Source organism: Stutzerimonas kunmingensis (genome assembly GCF_032106285.1).
Lineage (GTDB): Bacteria > Pseudomonadota > Gammaproteobacteria > Pseudomonadales > Pseudomonadaceae > Stutzerimonas > Stutzerimonas kunmingensis_B.
The window spans coordinates 111,379-133,742 of record NZ_DAMCPO010000010.1; the positions used below are offsets into that span (position 1 = coordinate 111,379).

The 22,364-nt window shown below is 62.6% G+C and carries 17 protein-coding genes, 2 tRNA genes and 1 pseudogene (1 of these 20 running past the window's edge); 8 read left to right on the forward strand and 12 right to left on the reverse strand.

Annotation, left to right across the window (positions count from 1 at the left end):
- Positions 1-114: 114 nt before the first annotated feature.
- From RT582_RS10345 to RT582_RS10355, 3 genes are all read left to right on the forward strand, one after another.
- The gene (locus RT582_RS10345) at positions 115-348 is read left to right on the forward strand and encodes a PP0621 family protein (protein WP_102832726.1); all 234 of its coding nucleotides are present in this window, start codon (positions 115-117) and stop codon (positions 346-348) included.
- On the forward strand, positions 338-1,930 hold the full coding sequence (locus RT582_RS10350) for a sensor histidine kinase (RefSeq protein ID WP_041015969.1): 1,593 nt from the start codon (positions 338-340) through the stop codon (positions 1,928-1,930). Before RT582_RS10345 ends, RT582_RS10350 begins: the two co-directional genes overlap by 11 nt.
- A 124-nt stretch (positions 1,931-2,054) precedes the next feature.
- Complete coding sequence (locus tag RT582_RS10355; protein WP_313477310.1) at positions 2,055-3,392, forward strand: sigma-54-dependent transcriptional regulator; 1,338 nt, start codon at positions 2,055-2,057, stop codon at positions 3,390-3,392.
- A gap of 77 nt (positions 3,393-3,469) precedes the next feature.
- On the opposite strand, the gene RT582_RS10360 is transcribed toward RT582_RS10355, so the two are convergent.
- Positions 3,470-4,528, reverse strand: coding sequence for a DUF2333 family protein (locus tag RT582_RS10360; RefSeq protein WP_046619213.1), 1,059 nt, complete (start codon positions 4,526-4,528; stop codon positions 3,470-3,472).
- Between the two features lie 215 nt (positions 4,529-4,743).
- Here RT582_RS10360 and RT582_RS10365 point away from each other — a divergent pair, with 215 nt between their 5' ends.
- Positions 4,744-6,339, forward strand: a complete 1,596-nt coding sequence (locus RT582_RS10365) for a response regulator (protein ID WP_191121521.1) — start codon at positions 4,744-4,746, stop codon at positions 6,337-6,339.
- A gap of 137 nt (positions 6,340-6,476) precedes the next feature.
- The gene (locus tag RT582_RS10370; protein ID WP_191121520.1) at positions 6,477-8,438 is read left to right on the forward strand and encodes a methyl-accepting chemotaxis protein; all 1,962 of its coding nucleotides are present in this window, start codon (positions 6,477-6,479) and stop codon (positions 8,436-8,438) included.
- A 55-nt stretch (positions 8,439-8,493) separates the two neighbouring features.
- On the opposite strand, the gene RT582_RS10375 is transcribed toward RT582_RS10370, so the two are convergent.
- Positions 8,494-10,773, reverse strand: coding sequence for a YgiQ family radical SAM protein (locus RT582_RS10375; protein WP_313477311.1), 2,280 nt, complete (start codon positions 10,771-10,773; stop codon positions 8,494-8,496).
- A 78-nt stretch (positions 10,774-10,851) separates the two neighbouring features.
- Positions 10,852-11,169: a hypothetical protein gene (locus RT582_RS10380; protein WP_044315727.1), complete on the reverse strand. Its 318-nt coding sequence runs from the start codon at positions 11,167-11,169 to the stop codon at positions 10,852-10,854.
- On the opposite strand from RT582_RS10380, the pseudogene RT582_RS10385 reads away from it, so the two are divergent.
- A pseudogene (locus tag RT582_RS10385) lies at positions 11,098-11,247 on the forward strand (7TM-DISM domain-containing protein); the annotation flags it as partial. The gene RT582_RS10380 and the pseudogene RT582_RS10385 sit on opposite strands and share 72 nt — an antisense overlap.
- Before the next feature lie 108 nt (positions 11,248-11,355).
- Here RT582_RS10385 and alr read toward each other — a convergent pair.
- The 9 genes from alr to rnr all read right to left on the reverse strand — a co-directional run bounded on the left by alr (position 11,356) and on the right by rnr (position 21,905).
- A complete protein-coding gene (gene alr / locus RT582_RS10390; RefSeq protein ID WP_044315728.1) occupies positions 11,356-12,432 on the reverse strand; it encodes an alanine racemase in 1,077 nt (358 codons plus the stop codon).
- A gap of 131 nt (positions 12,433-12,563) precedes the next feature.
- Entirely contained in the window at positions 12,564-13,958 is a 1,395-nt protein-coding gene (gene dnaB, locus RT582_RS10395; RefSeq protein WP_014819054.1) for a replicative DNA helicase, read from the reverse strand.
- Positions 13,959-14,061: 103 nt separating this feature from the next.
- Positions 14,062-14,508, reverse strand: coding sequence for a 50S ribosomal protein L9 (rplI, locus tag RT582_RS10400; protein ID WP_044315729.1), 447 nt, complete (start codon positions 14,506-14,508; stop codon positions 14,062-14,064).
- 21 nt (positions 14,509-14,529) lie between these two features.
- The gene (locus RT582_RS10405; protein ID WP_014819052.1) at positions 14,530-15,423 is read right to left on the reverse strand and encodes a hypothetical protein; all 894 of its coding nucleotides are present in this window, start codon (positions 15,421-15,423) and stop codon (positions 14,530-14,532) included.
- 34 nt (positions 15,424-15,457) lie between these two features.
- Complete coding sequence (gene rpsR, locus RT582_RS10410) at positions 15,458-15,688, reverse strand: 30S ribosomal protein S18 (protein WP_003283112.1); 231 nt, start codon at positions 15,686-15,688, stop codon at positions 15,458-15,460.
- Positions 15,689-15,716: 28 nt separating this feature from the next.
- Positions 15,717-16,133, reverse strand: a complete 417-nt coding sequence (rpsF, locus tag RT582_RS10415; protein ID WP_003298557.1) for a 30S ribosomal protein S6 — start codon at positions 16,131-16,133, stop codon at positions 15,717-15,719.
- Positions 16,134-16,312: 179 nt separating this feature from the next.
- Entirely contained in the window at positions 16,313-18,481 is a 2,169-nt protein-coding gene (locus RT582_RS10420; protein ID WP_046619203.1) for a PAS domain-containing protein, read from the reverse strand.
- A 167-nt stretch (positions 18,482-18,648) separates the two neighbouring features.
- Positions 18,649-19,404 carry a 23S rRNA (guanosine(2251)-2'-O)-methyltransferase RlmB gene (gene rlmB / locus RT582_RS10425; RefSeq protein ID WP_014819050.1) on the reverse strand — a complete coding sequence of 252 codons (756 nt, stop codon included), beginning with the start codon at positions 19,402-19,404 and terminating at the stop codon, positions 18,649-18,651.
- On the reverse strand, positions 19,401-21,905 hold the full coding sequence (gene rnr, locus RT582_RS10430) for a ribonuclease R (RefSeq protein ID WP_313477312.1): 2,505 nt from the start codon (positions 21,903-21,905) through the stop codon (positions 19,401-19,403). Before rnr ends, rlmB begins: the two co-directional genes overlap by 4 nt.
- A gap of 204 nt (positions 21,906-22,109) precedes the next feature.
- On the opposite strand from rnr, the gene RT582_RS10435 reads away from it, so the two are divergent.
- Positions 22,110-22,196: transfer RNA gene (locus tag RT582_RS10435), tRNA-Leu, on the forward strand.
- A 115-nt stretch (positions 22,197-22,311) separates the two neighbouring features.
- Positions 22,312-22,364: transfer RNA gene (locus RT582_RS10440), tRNA-Leu, on the forward strand; it runs 134 nt beyond the window's last position.

Genomic DNA, 22,364 nt, shown 5'->3' on the forward strand with positions numbered 1-22,364 from the left:
GCTGACCGACTTCCGCAGCGCCGTCCTTGCATTCGGCGCGCGCGGCGAAACGGGCCGGCAGTGGCCGGGCTCAATTGATCGCAGGCCACCACGCTTAATCAGGAAGGAATCGATATGGGTCTGTTTCGCCTGCTGTTCTGGATTGCACTGATTGGCGCCGCGTTCTGGCTGTGGCGCCGTTTCGCGCAAAAGAAAACCGCCCCCAAGCCTCGCCAGACCACCCTGCCAATGGTGCGTTGCGCTCAGTGTGGCGTGCACGTCCCGCAGGACCAGGCGCTGCAGTCGCAGGATCGCTGGTACTGCAGCCGCGCTCACCTGGAGCAGGACAGCACTCCTGGTGGGCACTGAAAACCTCACCTTCTTTGGCGATCAGGGACGGCGGATTCTCCGCCTGTACCACCTCTATCGGCTGACCATCGGCCTGGCGCTGGTTCTGCTGATCAGCGCCGACCTGCACAACGACCTACTGGAGATGAGCAACCCGCAGCTCTTTCAGTACGGCGCCTGGATCTACCTGATCCTCAACATCATCGTCGCCGTGCTGGTGCAGAACCCGGAGCGCGATCTGCCCGTGCTCGGGCTGGCGCTGATGGACGTCATCCTCCTGTCCGGGCTGTTCTACTTCGGCGGTGGCACCCCGAGCGGTATCGGCAACCTGCTGATAGTCGCCGTTGCCATCGCCAACATACTGCTGCGTGGCAGGGTCGGTTTCTTCATCGCCGCGGTTGCTGCGACGGGCCTAATCTACCTGACCTTCTACCTCAGCATTCAACGCCCCGAAGCCAGCAGCCAGTACGTTCAGGCCAGCGCACTCGGCACGCTCTGCTTTGCTGCCGCCTTCCTGGTTCAGGGGCTGGCTCGCCGCCTGCAGGTCAGCGAGACGCTGGCGCGCCAGCGTGCGGAAGAGGTGGCGAACCTGGAGGCGCTCAACGCGCTGATCCTCCAGCGCATGCGTACCGGCATCATGGTGCTGGACCCGCAGGAGCGCGTTCTGCTCGCCAATCAGGGGGCTCTGCAACTGCTCGGCCAGGACTCACTGGCAGGCGAACGCCTCGCACCGCGCTGCCCGGAACTGCTCAAGGCACTGCAACAGTGGCGAGGCAATCCGACCCTGCGCCCGCCAAACCTCAGGGCAACGCCTGGCGGCCCAACGCTGCAGCCGAGCTTCGCCGCACTACAGCACGGGAACAAGCTCGACACACTGGTGTTTCTCGAAGACATCTCGCAGATCGCACAGAAGGCACAACAGCTCAAGCTCGCCTCGCTCGGCCGCCTCACAGCCAGCATCGCCCATGAAATCCGCAATCCACTGGGCGCCATCAGCCACGCCGCGCAGCTACTGCAGGAATCCGAAGAACTGGACGGACCTGACCGCCGTCTGGCACAGATCATTCAGGATCATTCACGGCGGATGAACCTGGTGATAGAGAACGTCCTCCAGCTTTCCCGGCGGCGCCAGGCCGAACCCCAGCTGCTGGACCTGAAGTACTGGCTGCATCGTTTCGCCAGCGAGTTCCGCCAGGGGCTCGGCCCGCAGCAGACCCTGCATCTGGATACCGTGGGCAGCTCGCTGCAGACCCGCATGGACCCCAATCAGCTGACCCAGGTGCTGACCAACCTGGTCCAGAACGGGCTGCGCTACAGCGGCCAGCAGAATCCGCGGGCGCAGGTCTGGCTCCGCCTGTTCCGTGACGAAGCCAGCGACCTGCCTATCGTCGAAGTGCTCGATGACGGCCCTGGTATCGCGGCCGAGCAACTTCAGAACATTTTCGAACCGTTCTTCACCACCGAAAGCAAAGGCACCGGGCTGGGGCTATATATCTCCCGCGAGCTATGCGAAAGCAACCAGGCACGCCTGGACTACCGCGAGCGCCCCGAGGGCGGCAGCTGCTTCCGCATCGTCTTCGCCCACCCGCGCAAGCTGAGCTGAGCCTCGCTGCCGGCAACACATCACACATCGACCAAAGCGACAGCCACGACACCGCCGGCGGAGTTAACATGCTCCTCAGCCGCAATCCCCGGCGACAATCGCTTCACGAATCAAGAGCAGGACCATGACCGCGCGCCAAAAAGCACTGATCATCGATGACGAGCCGGATATCCGCGAACTGCTGGAAATCACTCTTGGCCGCATGAAACTCGATACCCGCAGCGCTCGCAATCTCAAGGAAGCGCGCGAATGCCTGGCCCGCGAGCATTACGACCTGTGCCTTACCGATATGCGTCTGCCCGATGGCAGCGGCCTGGAGCTGGTGCAATACATTCAGCAACAGCACCCGCAACTGCCCGTGGCGATGATCACTGCATACGGCAGCCTAGATACCGCCATTGGCGCGCTCAAGGCTGGGGCATTCGACTTTCTCACCAAACCGGTGGACCTCAACCGCTTGCGCGAGCTGGTCGGCACGGCCCTGCGCCTGAGGGCGCCCACAGCGGAAATGCCGGTGGACAGCCGCCTGCTCGGCAGCTCGCCACCCATGAAGACCCTTCGCAAGCAGATCGGCAAACTCGCCCGCAGCCAGGCGCCGGTTTATATCAGCGGCGAGTCCGGCAGCGGCAAGGAGCTGGTGGCCCGACTGATTCACGAGCAGGGTCCTCGCAGTGAAAAGCCCTTTGTGCCGGTCAACTGCGGCGCGATCCCGTCGGAACTGATGGAAAGCGAGTTCTTCGGCCACAAGAAAGGCAGCTTCAGTGGCGCCATCGAGGACAAGCCCGGGCTATTCCAGGCCGCCAATGGCGGCACGCTGTTCCTCGACGAGGTAGCCGACCTGCCGCTGCCGATGCAGGTCAAGCTGCTGCGCGCGATCCAGGAAAAGGCTGTACGCGCGGTCGGCGGCGCTCAGGAAGTAATGGTCGATGTGCGCATCCTCTGCGCCACCCACAAGGACCTCGCCAGCGAAGTGGCCGCAGGCCGTTTCCGCCAGGATCTGTATTACCGCTTGAATGTCATCGAACTGCGCGTGCCGCCACTGCGCGAGCGTCGCGAAGACATTGGCCTGCTCGCCGAAGCCATGCTTCGGCGTCTTGCAGCGGAGTGCGGTGACAGCAGCGCTCGCCTGCACCCGGATGCTCTGGCCAAGCTGGAAAACTATCGCTTCCCAGGGAACGTTCGTGAGCTGGAGAACATGCTCGAGCGGGCCTACACACTCTGCGAGGGCGATGAGATCAAGGCGGGCGATCTACGCTTGGCAGACAGCCCAGGCGTATCGGAGAACGGTGAAGCCAGTCTGGCGCAGATCGACAATCTGGAAGATCACCTGGAAGAGATCGAGCGCAGGCTGATCATGCAGGCGCTGGAGGAAACCCGCTGGAACCGCACCGCGGCAGCCCAACGGCTGGGGCTGACCTTCCGCTCGATGCGTTACCGGCTGAAAAAACTCGGCCTGGACTGAGTGCAAGCCTGGTTAGCGTCGAGCCAGTCAGACACGACGCCAACCTGAGGCTTCCTAAACCCCGCCGGGGGCTCGCCTTACCCCTGCGTCAGCAGGTTGCGCAGATCGATGATCGCCGCATTGGCACGGGAGATGTAGTTGGCCATCACCAGCGAGTGATTGGCCAGCACGCCGTAGCCGCTGCCATTGAGCACCATCGGACTCCACAGCGGCTCCTGAGCGGCCTCAAGCTCGCGGATGATCTGCCGCACGCTGATGGTGGCGTTCTTTTTCGCCAGCACGTCGGCGAAATCAACCTCGATCGCGCGCAGCAGATGTGACAAGGCCCACGCCTGACCACGCGCCTCGAAGAAGACGTTGTCGATCTGCAACCACGGCGTTTCGACGACCTCCTCCTTGACCTGCGGCACGATGCCCGCACGCTCCTGTTCGGGCGCAACATCGGCATCCAGCCGCACCCGGCCAACGCTGGCAGAGAGTCGCTGGGACAGCGAGCCGAGCCGCGTGGCGGCATCGCCCAGCCAGTTGTTAAGGTTGTCAGCACGCGTGTAGAACAGCGCCTTGGGCTGCGGATCGCTGAGCCGAGCCAGGTAGCGGTCCAGGCCGCGAATGGCGTTGCGGTACTCGGACTCGGAGGCCGGCAACGCCCAGCTGCGATTGTCGAAGTTGAACAGCGGCTCGGCCTTGGCCAGATCGGTGTCCTCGGTCGACTGCGACTGCGAGCGGGCGAAGTCCTTGCGCAGCGCACGAGCGAGATCTCGCACCTGCACAAGCACGCCATATTCCCAGCTCGGCATGTTGTCCAACCACAGACCCGGCGGCGCGATATCGTTGCTCAGGTAGCCACCCGGCTTATCCAGCAAGGTACTGGCAACACGCTTGAGCGTTTCCACGGTGGTATAGCCGCTGACCAACTGCCGCTGCGAGGCCTCGGCCGCCTGACGGGCACTCTGCTGTACGGGAAACAGATCGGGTTCGCGGCTCCAGTACCAGCCGAGCACCAAGGTAACCAGCAGGTACACGCCCAGCAGGACGGCAAGAACCAGCAGAAGCGGATTACCCTCCCGCCGTCCGGCTCCGCCGGAAGGGCCACTCGAGCGGCCGAGACGAGCGAAGCGATTCTTCCAGTCCAACATGGGCAATGTGTCCTTCTCGCGAGTTCTGGGGTTCGACCGCACGACGTCGGAGACGTTGCGCTGACATGCCTTTACTATAACGCAGGGCCCCTGCTCACTCAGCGCCAAATTGAGAACCACTACCGCACAGTGGACTTCCAAAGCACCGCCGCAGTGATAGCATGCCGCCACCATAAAGCCAGGGCAGCGCACCCTGTGCACCGGGAAGAATCGCGATGTCGGATCAGGAAGAACTCAAGCAGCATTTCGCCCAGCGGGTCATTCACCAGGCACGCGAAGTGCTGGAAGTTTGGCAGCAACTGCAACGCAGCGAATGGAACGAGGACTACCACGCTGCCCTGACCGAAGCGACGACGCGGCTGCGGCGCTTCGCCGACCGCTTCGAGCAGACCGAGCACAGCGAGCTTGCCCTGAGCATCGAAGATTGCCTGAGCGACATCCGGGACAACCGCGGCCGTCTCTCCAGCAGCACCATCTCCACCCTCAGCCAGCTGATCTACCGTCTGGCGCGTACCGGGTTGCGCCACAGCGATCCGCATAATCAGTCGTTTCTGCCGCCGCTGAGCAAACCGGTGTACATCGCTCTGCAGGATCAGCAGCGCGCCGAACACTTGGTGCGCCAGCTGGACTTCTTCAGCATGTCCGCGCAGGCGTTCAGCAGTGTCGCAGCCTTCCGCACCGCGATGCATCGCCGCCATCCGGCCGCGATCGTCATGGAAGTGGATTTCAACGGTCCGAGCGAAGGGCTGCGCCTCGCCGAGCAGGTCCAACAGGGACTGGAATCGAAGCTGCCGATGCTGTTCTTCAGCCACCTGGAAACCGATACGCCAACGCGCCTTGCTGCGGTGCGCGCCGGTGGCCTGGAGTTCTTTACCGGCACCCTCGACGCCAGCAGCCTGCTGGAGAAGATCGAAATATTCACCCGCACGGCGCACTACGAACCGATCCGCGTACTGATCATCGACGACTCCCGTGCCCAGGCTACCCACACCGAGCGAGTGCTGAACAACGCCGGCATCGTCACCCAGACGCTGATCGAGCCGATTCAAGCCATCGGCGCACTGGCCGAGTTTCAACCGGACCTGATCATCCTCGACATGTACATGCCCGAGTGCCAGGGCACCGAACTGGCCAAGGTGATTCGTCAACACGAGCGCTATGTCAGCGTGCCGATCATCTACCTCTCGGCCGAGGACGATCTGGACAAGCAGCTCGACGCCATGGGCGAAGGCGGCGATGACTTCCTCACCAAGCCGATCAAGCCCAGTCACCTGATCGCCACCGTGCGCACCCGCGCGACCCGCGCCAGAAGCCTGAAGGCACGCATCGTCCGCGACAGCCTGACCGGGCTCTACAACCATACCCACAGCCTGCAACTGCTTGAGGATGCTCGCTTCCGTGCGCGGCGCGACAACAGCCCGCTGAGCTTCGCCATGCTGGATATCGACCACTTCAAGCAGGTCAACGACACCTTTGGCCATCCCATGGGCGACCGGGTGATCAAGAGCCTCGCGCTGTTCCTGAAGCAGCGTTTGCGCAAGACCGATCACATCGGCCGCTACGGTGGCGAAGAGTTCGCCGTGGTACTGCCGGACACGCCGGCGGACGCCGCCTGCAAGGTACTCGACGAGATTCGCCAGCGCTTCGCGGAGATTCGCTTTCCAGCCCAGCCCCACGACCTCAGCTGCACCTTCAGCTGCGGTATCACCGAGCTGGCCGGCGGTGCCGAGGTCAAGACGCTCACCCAACAGGCCGACGAAGCGCTGTATCGCGCCAAGCACGGGGGTCGCAATCGCGTCGAACGCTACTGACACGACGGATACACCAATCGCCACGCCAGGCAGCGCCTCGCTGAGGCGGCGACCAGGCAGGCCTGCGCTCGCTGTAACGCGAATGACATCAAACCGCCATACCTTGCAAGCCTCCTGATTCGTTCTGCGAGGCGAGGATGCGCCTGAAGTCGCTCACCACTCTCAACACCCTGCTACTCATTGCAGTCTGCCTTGCCCTTGGGGCCACGCTCTGGTGGTCCGAGCGCGCCATGGAGCGCCCCTACCTGCTCATGGCGCGTTACCTGGGACTGTCTCAACATTTCCAGCATCAGGCAGCGGAAAACATTCAGGGCTATCTCGCCAGCGGTGACGCACTGCGTCATAGCCAGGCGCAGCAGGCGCTCACCGATCTCCAGCGCGACGTAATCGAACTTCCGGATGGTCTGGCGGAAACGCTACGCCCGAGCCTGGAAGAGCTGGTCCGCTTCACCGCCACCGACCTGCTCGCGGCCGGCAAGCTCGCCGGCGATCCGCAGGGCTTGCTGCTGCAGGCAGAACGCGAAATGGCCGGAGCGCTGTCGCAACTCGACGACTACCAGGCGGAAGCCGATCATCCGAGCGCGCGACACTATCAACAGCCTCTTTTCTCGGCCGGGCAACAGCTGCTGCGGCTCAGCCACGCAAGGGGAAAGCTGGTCGCCTCCGGCCGGGATGAACTGGCCAGCGAAGTGGAGCAGACCCTGCATAACCTCGAACAGGACGCCGCAAAACTCGAGGCACTACCGTTACTCGGCGTGCTCGCAGCCGAGCAGTCGGCCGCGAGCAATTTCGCCGCCCTGCTCGACCTCGGCGATGCCGCGAAGCAAACCAGTGAAGACCAGGGCGTTGCGCTCAAGCGCGAGCTGACCAGCCTGATCAAGCGCTACCCGGCCGAACTGCAGCGCACCCGGCAGCTGATCCGCCAGCGCAGCGAGCTGCTGCAGAGCAGCGCCGGCAAGATCGATGCCGTGCAACAGGCCCTGGCCGAGCTGGAGCCGGCGGTACGCGCCGAGCATGGCCGTATCCAGGCCGAGGTGCGCATACTGCAGGGCGGCATCATCCTGCTGATCCTGCTGATCGCCCTGGCCATCGATCGTCTGCAACGCCAGCTGACCCGAGCTCTCGGGCAGCTGGTGCCGGCACTTTCGGAATGGGCCGAGGGAGACTTCGCCAGCGATGCACGGATCGAGTCGAAGATCCGCGAGATCGCCGATATCGAAAGCTCGCTCAATCGCCTGCGCAGCTACCTGCTTGGCCTGGTCGGAACCTTGCGCCAGCAGGCGACCCAGGTCGCCGCCAGCAGTCGAAGCCTCGACGAAATGAGCACCGACCTGCACGAAGGCGCCCAGCGCCAGACCGGCGATACCGCACAGATACGCGATTCGCTGAGCGAACTGGAGGCCACCATCCAGCAGGTCGCCGATGGTGCCGGAGAAGCCGCCGAGGCGAGCCGCGCTGCGGCGCGCGCCGTGCATCAGGGTCAGCAGGTGATCGGCCAGAGCCTGACCGGCCTGCATGGGCTGGTCAGCGAAGTGCAGGACAATGCGGCGGCGATCGAACGCCTGGCCGACGAAACCACCACCATCGGCAACGTGCTGACGGTGATCCGTGCCATCGCTGAGCAGACCAATCTGCTCGCGCTGAATGCCGCCATCGAGGCGGCCCGCGCCGGCGGTCATGGCCGCGGTTTCGCCGTGGTGGCCGACGAGGTGCGCTCACTGGCGCAGCGCACCAGCGGCGCCACCGAAGAAATCCAGCAACTGATCGGTAGCCTGCAGCTGGCGGCACGGCAGTCGGTCGAGGCGATGCGCAGCCAGGTCGAGCATGCGCAAAGCACGGCGAACCTCGCCGAAAGTGCCGATCAGGCACTGGACGAGATCGTCTCGACCATCGCCACCATCAGCCGCATGGCCGAACAGATCGCCCAGGCGACCGCCCAACAGGGCGAAGCAGTGGGCGAGATTCGCGGACACAGTGAGCGTATCCACCAGCTCGGCGACGCCAACCTGAATCACATCAGCCGGGGGCGTGAGCAAAGTGCGCAGATGCTGCAGCTGGGCAGCGAGCTGGATCGCGCGACCCAGGCGTTCAGGTTCTGAAAAAGAAAACGGAGCCTGGCGCTCCGTTTCCTTATGCCGGCAAGCCTCCCTAGCGCTAGCGGGGTGCGACCGGACGCTGCGGCTTACCACCCTTGCCAGTCGGCTTGCCGCTCTTTTCCGCCTTGCGCCGGGCCTCGGCCGCGGCCTTGGCCTGCTCGCGCTTGTCCCAGGCGTTGCCGTCGTGGCTGCGTGGCGGCAGGCCGTTGTGCTGGGTGAGGATCTTGCCGCCCTGCCCGGCCTTCTTGCTGCCGACTGGCGTCGAGTTCTTGCGCCGCGCGCTCTGGTAGCCCTCGGTGGCCGGCTGGTGCGCCGGGATCAGCTGGTGCTTGCCATTGCCGATCAGGTCGGCGCGGCCCATACGAGTCAGCGCCTCACGCAGCAGCGGCCAACCCTTGGGGTCGTGATAGCGCAGGAAGGCCTTGTGCAGGCGCCGCTGCTCCTCGCTCTTGACCACGGTGACGCCTTCGCTCTTGTAGGTCACCTTGCGCAGCGGGTTCTTGCCGGTGTGGTACATGGCGGTGGCCGAGGCCATCGGCGACGGATAGAACGCCTGCACCTGGTCGGCGCGGAAACCGTTGGCCTTGAGCCACAGGGCGAGGTTCATCATGTCCTCGTCGGTGGTGCCAGGGTGCGCGGCAATGAAGTACGGGATCAGGTACTGCTCCTTGCCCGCCTCTTTCGAGTACTTCTCGAACATGCGCTTGAAGCGGTCATAGGTGCCGATGCCCGGCTTCATCATCTTGTCCAGCGGACCACGCTCGGTGTGCTCCGGCGCGATCTTCAGGTAACCGCCGACATGGTGGGTGACCAGCTCCTTGACGTACTCCGGCGACTCCACGGCGAGGTCGTAGCGCAGGCCGGAGGCGATCAGAATCTTTTTCACACCCGGCAGTGCACGTGCCTTGCGGTACAGCTCGATCAGCGAGCTGTGGTCGGTGTCGAGGTTCTCGCAGATGCCAGGGAACACGCAGGACGGCTTGCGGCAGTGCTTCTCGATTTCGTGGCTCTTGCAGGCCAGGCGATACATGTTGGCAGTCGGCCCGCCGAGATCGGAGACCACGCCGGTGAAGCCCGGTACGTTCTTCATCTCCTCGATCTCATGCAGGATCGACTCGTGGGAACGGCTCTGGATGATGCGGCCCTCGTGCTCGGTGATCGAGCAGAAGGTGCAGCCACCGAAGCAGCCACGCATGATGTTCACCGAGAAGCGAATCATCTCGTAGGCCGGGATCTTCGCCCCGGCATAGGCTGGATGCGGCACCCGCGCATAGGGCGCGGCGAACACGTAGTCCATTTCCTCGGTGGTCAGCGGAATGGGCGGCGGGTTGAGCCACAACTCACGATCATCGTGACGCTGGACCAGCGCACGGGCGTTACCGGGGTTGGTCTCCAGGTGCAGCACGCGGTTGGCGTGGGCATACAGCGCCGGGTCGTTGCGCACCTTCTCGAACGACGGCAGGCGGATCACCGTGCGATCACGCTCGAGTTTCGGGTGCGGCAGCAGCTCGACCGGGCGGGCTTCGTTCGGGTCGTCCTGCGGACCCTTGTCCTTCTCGATGGCGCAGGCGGACAGGTCCTGCGTATTGACGTAGGGATTGATGATCTTGTCGATCTTGCCCGGACGGTCGATGCGGGTGGAGTCGATCTCGAACCAGCCCTCGGGCGTGTCCTTGCGGATGAACGCGGTGCCGCGCACGTCGGTGATCGCTTCGATCGGTTCGCCGCGGGCCAGGCGCTGCGCCACCTCGACGATAGCGCGCTCGGCGTTGCCGTAGAGCAGCACATCCGCCGTGGCATCCATCAGGATCGAGCGACGCACCTTGTCCGACCAGTAGTCGTAATGGGCGATGCGCCGCAGCGAGGCCTCGATGCCGCCAAGCACCACCGGAACGTGCTTGTAGGCCTCCTTGCAGCGCTGGCTATAGACCAGGCTGGCGCGATCGGGCCGTTTGCCTGCCAGGCCACCCGCCGTGTAGGCGTCGTCGGAGCGCACCTTGCGGTCGGCCGTGTAGCGATTGATCATCGAGTCCATGTTGCCGGCGGCGACACCGAAGAACAGATTCGGCTCGCCGAGCTTCGTGAAGTCGTCTTTGCTGTGCCAGTCCGGCTGGCTGATGATGCCGACGCGAAACCCCTGCGCTTCGAGCAGTCGGCCGATGATCGCCATGCCAAAGGACGGATGATCGACGTAGGCATCACCGGTGATGATGATGATGTCGCAGGAATCCCAGCCGAGCTGATCCATCTCCTCCCTGCTCATTGGCAGGAACGGCGCCGGACCGAAACACTCGGCCCAGTACTTGGGATAGTCGAACAATGGCTTTGCGGCGTGCATGGCGGGGAACCGGGACAACGAAAACGGGGGCGGAATATAGCACAAAAAATAACCAAGTCCGACCATCACGCAGGGTCTTTATCGACCTCCGCGACGGGCGCGCGAAGTGTCACTGCCGCCCGCTATACTCGCGCGACTCAACCATTGCTTCGAGCCCGGGAGTGTCTGGTGCGCGTCGTCCTTTTCGCCTTGCTCCTGAGCCTTTGCAGCCAGGCCTCCGCTCATGCCGAAACCGCCCTCCTGAGTGCCAGTGACAGTGGCCGCGGACTGAATGCCCACGTCACGCTGCTGGCCGATCCCGGAGCCGAGCTGAACATCGACGACCTGCAACGCCCGGACGTAAAGGCGCGCTTCGTGCCAGCCGAAGGCAAGGCCAGTGTCGGACAGAGTCCGCATCCCTGGTGGATCCGCGTCAGCCTGCAACGGGAAAGCGATGCACCGTTTCAATGGTGGCTGGAAGTCGGATCGGTAACCCTGAAAGACCTACGCATCTATTTGCCGGACGGCAACGGTGGCTGGATCGAGCGACAATCCAGGGCGCGGGAACTGGGTCCAGCAGGAAGAGCAAGCACGGCCCGCCGATCAACCGATGTAGCGGCGCGGTACACGCCCGGTCACCTTGGTCAGCAGCTCGTAGCCGATGGTCCCGCAGGCCTGGGCCAGCTCGTCGATTGGCATCTGCGCGCCCCACAACTCCACGGCATCCTCTACCTGCGCCTGCGGCAGATCGGTGAGATCCACCGCCAGCATGTCCATTGAGACCCGGCCGGCCAGCGGCACGCGCTGGCCATGAATCACCACCGAGGTGCCCGAAGGCGCGGTACGCGGGTAACCATCGGCATAGCCGCAGCTGACCGTGCCGATACGCGAGGCGCGTTGCGCGACCCAGCTGGCGCCATAGCCGACACTTTCACCTTCGGACACATCACGCACGGCGATCAGGGCACCGGTCAGCGTCATCACCGGGCGCAATCCAAGTTCCTGCGCACTCAGTTCGGCGAACGGCGTGGCGCCATAAAGCATGATGCCGGGACGAATCCAGGCCATGTGTGCCTGCGGCAACGCCAACACCGCGGCAGAGTTGGCCAGCGAGCAGTTATCGAACTCCAGGGCCAGCAATTCGCTGTAGCGCTCCAGCTGCAGCTCGGTCAGGGCATGACCGCGCTCATCGGCGCAGGCGAAGTGGCTGATCAGGTTGAGCTCGCCAACCTGTGCCTTGCCCCTGAGCCGCGCATGGCATTCGCGCAGGCCGTGCAGGGTGAAGCCCAACCTGTGCATGCCCGAATCCAGCTTCAACCACACATTCAACGGCCGCGGCAGATCGGCCGCCAGCAACCAATCGGCCTGACGCTGATCCTGGATGGCAACATCCAGCCCAAGCTCGGCGGCGCGCAAATACTCAGCCGGCTCGAAACAACCTTCCAGCAGCAGGATGCGGGCATCGGGCGCACTGAGGCGAACCTCTTCCGCTTCTTCCAGGCAGGCCACGGCATAGCCGTCGGCAATCTCGCGTAGCGCCGTAACCGCTTCCCGTGCGCCATGCCCGTAGGCATTGGCCTTGACCACGGCAAACGCCTGGCGCTGCGGCGCGCATTGCTTGGCGAGCAGGTAGTTGTGACGAAGCGCGGTCAGATCGACCGTGGCAACCAGCGGACGCATGAAGTTTTTCCTGTACAACGGCGGGTGGGCGAAATCTTACTCCTGTGGACCGGGCCGCGCAGGCTGGCGTTCGGCTGAGTCGGGCGGCAACAACATACAGCCCGCCGTCAAAAACGCCACAGCAGCTACGCTTACTCGTCGTCGAACTGGTAGCTGCCCGGTGCCAGGTTCTCGAAGCGTGAATAGCGGCCGAGGAACGCCAGACGCGTTGTGCCGATCGGGCCGTTACGCTGCTTGCCGATGATAATTTCGGCGACGCCCTTGTACTCGGTTTCGGGGTGATAGACCTCGTCCCGGTAGACGAACATGATGATGTCGGCGTCCTGCTCGATTGCCCCCGATTCACGCAAGTCGGAGTTCACCGGACGCTTGTTGGGGCGCTGTTCGAGCGAGCGGTTGAGCTGCGACAGGGCGATCACCGGACAGTTGAATTCCTTGGCGAGGCCCTTGAGCGAGCGCGAAATCTCGGAAATCTCGTTGGTCCGATTGTCGCCGCTCGAGCCTGGGATCTGCATCAGCTGCAGGTAGTCGACCATGATCATGGCGATCTCGCCGTGCTCACGGGCCAGGCGCCGGGTCCGCGCACGCATCTCCGACGGGCTGATGCCGGCGGTATCGTCGATGAACAGCTTACGGTCGTTGAGCAGATTCACCGCGGAGGTCAGCCGCGGCCAGTCGTCGTCCTCAAGCTTACCCGCGCGGACCTTGGTCTGGTCGATGCGGCCGAGCGAAGCGAGCATACGAATGACGATGGAGTCCGCGGGCATTTCCAGGGAAAACACCAGTACCGCCTTGTCGGTGCGCAGCACGGCATTCTCGACAAGGTTCATGGCGAATGTCGTCTTACCCATGGACGGACGACCGGCAACGATGATCAGGTCAGCCGGTTGCAGTCCGTTGGTGGCTTCGTCGAGATCGGTAAAGCCGGTGGACAGGCCGGTGATCGCCTCACCCGCATTGAAGAGGGTGTCGATACGATCGATGGCTTTGACCAGAATGTCGTTGATGCCGATCGGTCCGCCGGTCTTGGGCCGCGCTTCGGCGATCTGGAAGATCAGGCGCTCGGCTTCGTCGAGAATTTCTTCGCCGGTACGCCCCTGTGGCGCGTAGGCGCTGTCGGCGATCTCGTTGCTGATGCCGATCAGCTGGCGCAATGTGGCGCGCTCGCGAATGATCTGCGCGTAGGCCTTGATGTTCGCAACCGAAGGCGTGTTCTTCGCCAGCTCACCGAGATAGGCCAGGCCGCCGACCTGCGGCAGGTGCCCTTCCTTGTCCAGTTGCTCGGACAGGGTGACCACGTCGAACGGCGAGTTGCGCTCGGCCAGGGTGAAGATGGCACGGAAGATGAGGCGATGATCGTGGCGATAGAAATCGCCATCGGATACCTGATCGAGCACGCGCTCCCAGGCATTGTTGTCCAGCATCAGGCCGCCAAGCACCGCCTGCTCTGCCTCGATGGAGTGCGGCGGTACCTTGAGCGCTGCGGTTTCCAGATCGTATTGCTGGGGGACACTGATGTCGTTCATGGCACTCGGAATTCGAAACTACAAAAAAACAAAGGGCACGTTCCACTCGCGTGGAAACGTGCCCGATGTTACTCGTCAGGCACCAGCGGTGCCAGACGATGGCTTAGCCGGCTACGACGATCAGCTTGACGGTCGCTTCGACGTCGGTGTGCAGGTGCACAGCTACGTCGTACTCACCAACCTGACGGATGGTGCCGTTCGGCAGACGGACTTCGCTCTTCGCTACTTCAACGCCAGAGGCGGTCAGTGCGTCGGCGATGTCGTGAGTGCCGATGGAACCGAACAGCTTGCCCTCATCGCCCGCGGTAGCGGTGATGGTGACTTCCAGTTCGGCCAGCTGAGCGGCGCGAGTTTCGGCAGAAGCCTTACGCTCGGCAGCAGCTTTTTCCAGGTCAGCACGACGAGCTTCGAACTCGGCGATGTTGGCTGCGGTAGCAGCAGTAGCCCTGCGCTGCGGCAGCAGGTAGTTGCGACCGTAACCAGACTTGACGTTTACCTTGTCGCCCAGGTTGCCCAGGTTTGCGACTTTTTCCAGCAGGATGACTTCCATTTGAGTCTTACCTCTTAACTTTTAACCTTCACCGTTCGCAGGTCCCGCGCCATTCTTACCGGCTGCGCGACCACGAAAATCAAACAGACTGTCGACAATGGCCAAAACGGCCAGTAACGGATAAATCAACTGCATGAACAGCACCAGCGTGACGTACAGCCCCACCAGCCAGAATCGCGGCAGCCGCCCCTGAGCCACCAGCCCGTGCATTAGCGCGATACCGGCAAACACCAGCGGTACACTGCACAACGGCGTCAAAACCGCCAGCTGCGCACCCAGGTTCGGTCCAAGCAGCATGCCGACCAGCAGCAGCACCGCCAGCAGTGGCGGGAACCGCAGCGTACGAAACTCACTGCCGAAACCGCCCGGGTTGTACAACGCTGCCTGCCAGTAACGACCAAGCATCAGGCTAAGCAGGGTGACGACCTGCAGCAGTGCAGCCAGAAGGCCGGTCAGTACCGGTGCCAACAAGGACTCCAAGCGTCCGCGCTCCTCCACCGAAAGCTGCTGATAGGCGCCTGACAATGCGTCAGGCAACACTTTCTGCAGTTCGCTGGCCAGCGCCGCAATGGGCTCGCCGAACACCGCACCGAGAGCCCAGACATACAGCAGTCCAAGGCCCACACTGCACAACATCACCCGCACCCACGAAGCCTGACTGCGCAGCAGTAACGCCAGCCCCAGCGAGCCCAGCAATACCAGCAGGGTTCGCGGATCGCCGAAGTACCACCAGGCCAGTGCCGGCAATACCGCCCAGACCAGCACACCCAACGCATCGTTGAGGCCACGGCGCAACAACACCAGGCTGCCCGCGGCTGCACTCAGCCAGAACAACATGGGCAACGCTGCAGCACCCGCCACCACGAAGATGGCTTGCATACGGCCGCGCATGATGAACTCAGCCAGGGCACGCATGCGATTTATCCTTTACTTCTGTCGACCAGCCGGATCAACGGCCGTGGCTGTCGGTGTAGGGCAGCAGGGCCAGGTAGCGGGCGCGCTTGATAGCGGTAGCCAGCTGACGCTGATAACGTGCCTTGGTTCCGGTGATACGGCTAGGAACGATCTTGCCGGTCTCGGAGATATAGGCCTTCAGGGTGTTGAGATCTTTGTAGTCGATCTCTTTCACGCCTTCGGCGGTGAAACGGCAGAACTTACGACGACGGAAAAAACGTGCCATGAAATAGGCTCCTCAATAGATCCGTGGATTACTCGTCAGCGTTGTTATCGCTGTCACTGTCGCTCTCGTTAGAGCCGTCAGTGTTGTCAGGGCGATCACGACGCTCGCGGCGCTCGCTACGGTTTTCCTCGGCCTTGAGCATTTCAGACTGTTCGGTCTCGGCTTCGTCGCGACGAATGATCAGGTTACGGATGACGGCGTCGTTGTAGCGGAAGTTGTCTTCCAGCTCGGCCAGGGCCTTGCCACTGCACTCGACGTTCAGCATCACATAGTGAGCCTTGTGCACGTTGTTGATGGCGTAAGCCAGCTGACGACGGCCCCAGTCTTCCAGGCGGTGAATCTTGCCACCGTCTTCTTCGATCAGCTTGGTGTAACGCTCCACCATGCCGCCGACCTGCTCGCTCTGGTCCGGATGAACCAGAAAGATGATTTCGTAATGACGCATAATTGCTCCTTACGGGTTGCAGCCTGCCGACTAAGCGGTCAGGCAAGGAGTGAATGACTTGTTGTCTTGCTTGCAGGTAGGCGCGCAAACGCCTGCCGTCCAGGCAAGGGGCGCCATTCTAGAGAAGGGCTGACAGCGGCGCAAGGCGAACTGGTGAATATTTAACCAGCTTTAGACATTCAGTTGCGCAGCGCTGCACGCTCGGCGCGAATACCATCGAGCAGCTCGCGAACCTGGTGGATATCGTACGGCTTCAGCATGGTACGCAACTGATCGAGGCCCACATCCGAAGCATTGACCGCATAGCCCGAGGCGATCACCAGCGATAACCTCGGGTGACGCGCACTAGCTTCACGCGCCAGATCGATTCCGCTCATCCCGGCCAGGCCGACATCCGTCAGCAGCACGTCGAAAGGCTGCTGCCCCAGCGCCTCCAGGGCCTCTTCCGCTGTCTCGCTTGCGACGACCTGATGCCCTAGCTCCATCATCACTTCACCGGTAAGCATGCGCAGGGTCGGGTCATCCTCGACGAAGAGGATCTTCAGACTGGCATCATCGGCCGCCGGGTTTTCCACGACATCGTCAGGCTGCGGGTCGCCCGCCACCGCTTTGGCCGGACCTGCCGAGAGATCACCTCCCGCGCCCTGCCGCTGCCCGTCATCGACGCAGCGCGGCAAATACACATGCACAGCGGTACCATCGCGCTCGCCGCTCTCCAGCGTAACGAAGCCACCGCTCTGCTTGACGAATCCATAAACCATGCTCAAGCCGAGACCGGAGGCATTGCAGTCCTGCTTAGTGGTGAAGAAGGGTTCGAATGCCCGTGCGCGCACGTCGTCACTCATACCGCCGCCCTCGTCGATGACACTGAGCAGGACGTAATCGCCACGCGAGTTGCCAGGCGCATCCTCGCCCAGCTGGCGATTCTCCAGACGCAGCACCACACGTCCGCTACCCGCCATCGCATCGCGCGCGTTGGAAGCGAGGTTCAACACTACGCTCTGCAGATTGCCGACATCGGCGAACACCGGCCATGGCTCGCCCAGCACCTCCAGCTCCAGCTGTACCGCCGACCCCAACGCCCCATTTAGCAGCTCGTGCATCTGCTCAAGCAGCTCCGGCAAGTGCACCTGGCGCGGCAACAATGGTTGGCGGCTGGCGAAAGCCAGCAGCTGCGACGCCAGACGCGCACCCTTCTCGACCCCGCTGACAGCCGAGTCCAACCGTCGCGCTGCAGTCTGATCGCTACCGAGACCACGCCGTAGCAGCTGCAGGTTGCCTCCGATGATCTGCAGCATGTTGTTGAAGTCGTGCGCGATGCCACCAGTCAGCTTGCCCACTGCCTCCAACCGCTGAGCCTGCTGCAGGGCCTGCTCAGCCACCTGTCGCTCGGCCTCACTTTGCTGCAGCGCCAGGGTTCGCTCACGGACCAGCTCTTCCAGGTGATCGCGATAACGCTGCAGCTCCGCCTCGTTGCGCTGCTGCTCGGTCACATCCTGCCCTTGAACGAAGATGCCAATGACCCCGCCGTCGTTCTCGACGATCGGCTGCAAAACGAAATCCAGAATCGCTTCCTGTGGCTCCTTGTCCGGATACCGTCTCAGGAACAGCGATACACGTTTGCCGACATACGGCTGACCGGTGCGATAGACCTCGTCGAGCAGACCGATGAGGGCCTGCCCCTCGATCTCGGGCAATCCCTCGCGAACCGTCTTGCCAAGCAGCTGACGGTGCCCGGTGACCTGCCGATAGGCATCATTGACCAATTCATATACATGATCAGGGCCGCGCAGAAAGCAGACGAACCCAGGCGCCTGCGCGAACAGACGGCGCAGCTGCTCGCCTTCGGACTGCAGCAGCCTGGCACGGGACATTACGCCTTGCTCCAACTGCTGCAAGGGCTGCCGACCGGCTGCCGCCTGACTCAACGAGTCTTTCATTGCCTGCAGCTCGGTAATGTCCGAGGTGTGCTGCAGAATCGCAACGACCTCTCCCTGCTCATCCAGGATTGGCGTGTGCGTGGCGCTCCAGTAACGATCCTCGTAAACCGGGCCAAGCGGCGTTTGTCGCGCGATGGAGTAACGAATCACCGGCAACGTATCGACCGCCTTGCGGCTGAGCACCCGCGCAAACGAATCGAGCAACTCTTGCACTCGGGTCATCTCGGGACTGAGCGGATCGGCAGCGAAAGCTTCATGAAGGCGCTGACCCTGGATATCCGTCAGCTTTCGCCCGGTAAGCGTCAGGTAAGCGGCATTCGCATCCAGAATGACCAGATCACGATCAAGCAGGACATAAGCATTCGGGGATAGCCGGAACAGACTTTCGAAAGACGGGCGCTGCTGCATACAACCTCCATGGTACGAGCCTGACGCCGCGTAACTAACCCAGCAAGGCTCCGGCAGCACCCGGAGCCCTCAAGCAAAATATGACGAGAAGCCGCTCTCCGCGGACGGGCCTGGACACCGATTGACCACAAAAAGGTCAATCGGTTTCAGATCAGCAGGTCAGGCGTTCAGCCAGCGACCTTGGCGCTCTTGCGCTGACGCAGCGCCTCGAACAGGCATACGCCGGTCGCCACAGAAACATTCAGACTGCTGACGCTGCCGGCCATGGGCAGGCGCACCAGATAATCACAGTGTTCACGCGTCAGGCGCCGCATACCGCGACCCTCGGCGCCCATGATAAGCACGATGGGCCCGGTGAGATCCTGATCGTAGAGTGATTGCTCAGCTTCGCCCGCCGTCCCCACGACCCATAATCCACGCTGCTGCAGCTTCTCCAGCGTACGCGCAAGGTTGGTCACGGCGACCAGCGGAATCACTTCCGCCGCACCGCAGGCAACCTTGCGAACGGTGGCATTGAGAGTGGCCGATTTGTCTTTCGGCACGATCACGGCGAGCGCACCGGCCGCGTCCGCGGTGCGCAGACAGGCACCGAGGTTGTGCGGATCCGTCACACCATCCAGCACCAACAGCAGCGGCGGGCCATCGGCGCGATCAAGCAATTCCTCGAGCATGGCCTCACCCCATACCTGACTGGGACTCACCTCGGCGACCACACCCTGATGCACGCCTTCGACCCAGGCATCCATCTCCCGCCGCTCACACTGCCCGACACTCACACGTGCCTGAGCAGCCAGCTCAATCACCATCTGGGCGCGCGGATCGCCGCGCCCCTCTGCCAGCCATACCTGCTTGACGCGCTTGGGATGATGGCGCAGCAATGCCTCGACAGCGTGCAGGCCGTAGATCTTTTCCAGCTGACTCATGACTTGGCCTTGCGCTTTCTGGCACCGCCACTCGAGCCGGTGGGTTTGTCACCTGACTTGGCTGCAGATTTCGGCTTGGCCGAGCCTGATCGCGACTTGCTCCCGCCCGCCGCCTTCTCGCTCTTGCCCTTCCTGCCGCCCTTCGCCTCGGCGAGCAATGCCTTCTTCAGCTCTCGACTCTTGCGCACATCGGCATTGCCCGGCTCGCGTCCACAGCTCGCACCGTCACGCTGCCCCGGAGCAGACTTGGTACCACCACCGATCAGCTCGAAATCGATCTTGCGCTCATCCAGATCGACGCGCATGACGCGCACCTCGACGCTGTCGCCGAGACGGAAACTGCGCCCACTGCGCTCACCGGACAACCGGTGGTGCAACGGATCGAAGTGGTAGTAGTCGCCCGGCATGGCAGTGACATGCACCAGCCCTTCTACGTAGATGTCTGTCAGCTCGACGAACAGGCCGAAGCCAGTCACCGCAGTAATCACACCAGGGAAGGCCTCGCCGACACGATCCTTCATGAACTCGCACTTAAGCCAGTTAGTGACGTCGCGGGTAGCTTCGTCGGCGCGTCGCTCGGTCATCGAGCATTGCTCGCCCAGCTGCTCCAGCGCGGCTTCGTCGTACGGATAGATTCGCGCCTTGGGCATGCTGGTAGCGCCTTCGCGGCGCACATGAGGCGTGTCTCGACGGGAGCGGATGACACTGCGAATGGCGCGATGCACCAGCAGATCGGGATAACGCCTGATTGGCGAAGTGAAGTGGGCGTAAGCCTCGTAGTTCAGGCCAAAGTGACCATTGTTCTCGGCGCTGTATACGGCCTGACTCAGCGAGCGCAGCATGACCGTCTGGATCACATGGAAATCCGGGCGCCCCTGAATCTGCTCCAGCAGCGCCTGGTAATCCTTCGGCGTCGGACCTTCCTTGCCCTTGTGCAACGAGAGACCCAGTTCACCGAGAAAGGCGCGCAGCTTTTCCTGGCGCTCCAGCGGCGGCGCATCGTGGACACGATAAAGCGCTGGGATCTCATGCTTCTGCAGGAATGCCGCCGTGGCGACGTTGGCGCAGAGCATGCACTCCTCGATCAGCTTGTGCGCATCGTTGCGCTCGGTCGGCTTGATCTCGGCGATCTTGCGATCGGCACCGAAGACGATACGCGTTTCCTGGGTCTCGAAATCGATCGCGCCGCGAGTATGACGCGCCTTGAGCAGCACCTTGTAGAGCGAATAGAGCTGCTTGAGATGCGGCAACACTTCGGCGTACTCCCCGCTCAGCCGCTTGCCTTCGGCTGACTTGGGCTGCTCCAGCATCGCGCTGACCTTGTTGTAGGTCAGTCGCGCATGGGAATGAATCACCGCCTCGTAGAACTGGTAGTCGGTCATCTTTCCCGACTTGCTCAGCGTGATCTCGCAGACCATGGCCAGGCGATCGACCTGCGGATTCAGCGAACAGAGCCCGTTGGAAAGCTGCTCGGGAAGCATGGGCACCACCCGCTCAGGGAAGTACACCGAGTTGCCGCGAACCACGGCCTCCTTGTCGAGCGCCGAGTCGACCTTGACGTAGTGCGACACGTCGGCAATGGCGACATACAGGCGGAAACCTCCTGTCAGGAGCTTCCAGCCGCCAGGCTTCTCGCAATAGACCGCATCGTCGAAGTCGCGCGCGTCTTCACCATCGATGGTCACGAACGGTAGATGGCGCAGATCGACGCGCTTGTGCTTGTCCTTTTCCTCGACCTCGGGCTTCAGCCGGGACGCTTCCTTCAGCACCGCTTCCGGCCAGACATGCGGGATATCGAAGCTGCGTAGCGCCACGTCGATTTCCATGCCCGGCGCCATGTAGTTGCCGATCACCTCAACGATGTCGCCCTGCGGCTGGAAGCGCTGGGTCGGCCAGTGAGTGATCTTGACCTCGACAAACTGCCCCGGTTTGGCGTCGAGCGCGCGGCCCGGCGTCACCAGCACTTCTTGCTGGATTTTCGGGTTGTCAGGAATGACAAAACCGACGTCGCTCTCAATGTGGTAGCGACCAACGATGCTTTCGTGCGCCCGACTGATCACTTCAACGATCGCGCCCTCACGACGCCCACGCCGATCAAGCCCGGCAACGCGCGCCAGACAGCGGTCGCCGTCGAACACCAGGCGCATCTGCGTGGGGCTGAGAAACAGGTCATCGCTGCCGTCATCCGGGATGAGAAAGCCGAAGCCGTCGCGGTGCCCACTGACGCGACCGCAGACCAGGTCCAGCTTGTCCACCGGGGCATAGGTGCCGCGCCGGGTGTAGATTAGCTGACCATCGCGCTCCATCGCTCGCAGGCGGCGACGCAGCGCTTCGATATCTTCTTCGGACGCCAGTCCGAACTCTTCAACCAGCTCTTCGCGGGCCGCCGGGGAGCCGCGCTCACCGAGATGCTGGAGAATCAGCTCGCGACTGGGAATGGGGTTGTCGTACTTTTCCGCTTCACGAGCGGCCTCGGGATCGAGGGATTGCCAATCGGCCATTAAGAGATGTCACCTTTCATTCATTTATAGGGCCAGAACGCCCTTCTTCTATTGAAGCGCGAATCGCTCCCGGACGGCAGCTTTCACGCGAATTATTTTTCGCCATCAGGGGTTTACAAGGCCAAACCTCAGCCGTATAGTTCGCGCCCACAATGTCTGGCAGACGTTGTAACACGGAAACGGCTTAGTATCATCGTTTCTAGTGCCCAGGTGGCGGAATTGGTAGACGCACTAGGTTCAGGTCCTAGCGGTGGCAACACCGTGGAAGTTCGAGTCTTCTCCTGGGCACCACTTATTCAAATGAAACCCGCTGCGACATGGCGAGTCTCATGCAAGACGAAGAAGCCGACTTCGGCCGATCTGATCGGTGAAATGGCAAAAAGCCGGTGAGCGATCATCGCAATGTGCCCAGGTGGCGGAATTGGTAGACGCACTAGGTTCAGGTCCTAGCGGTGGCAA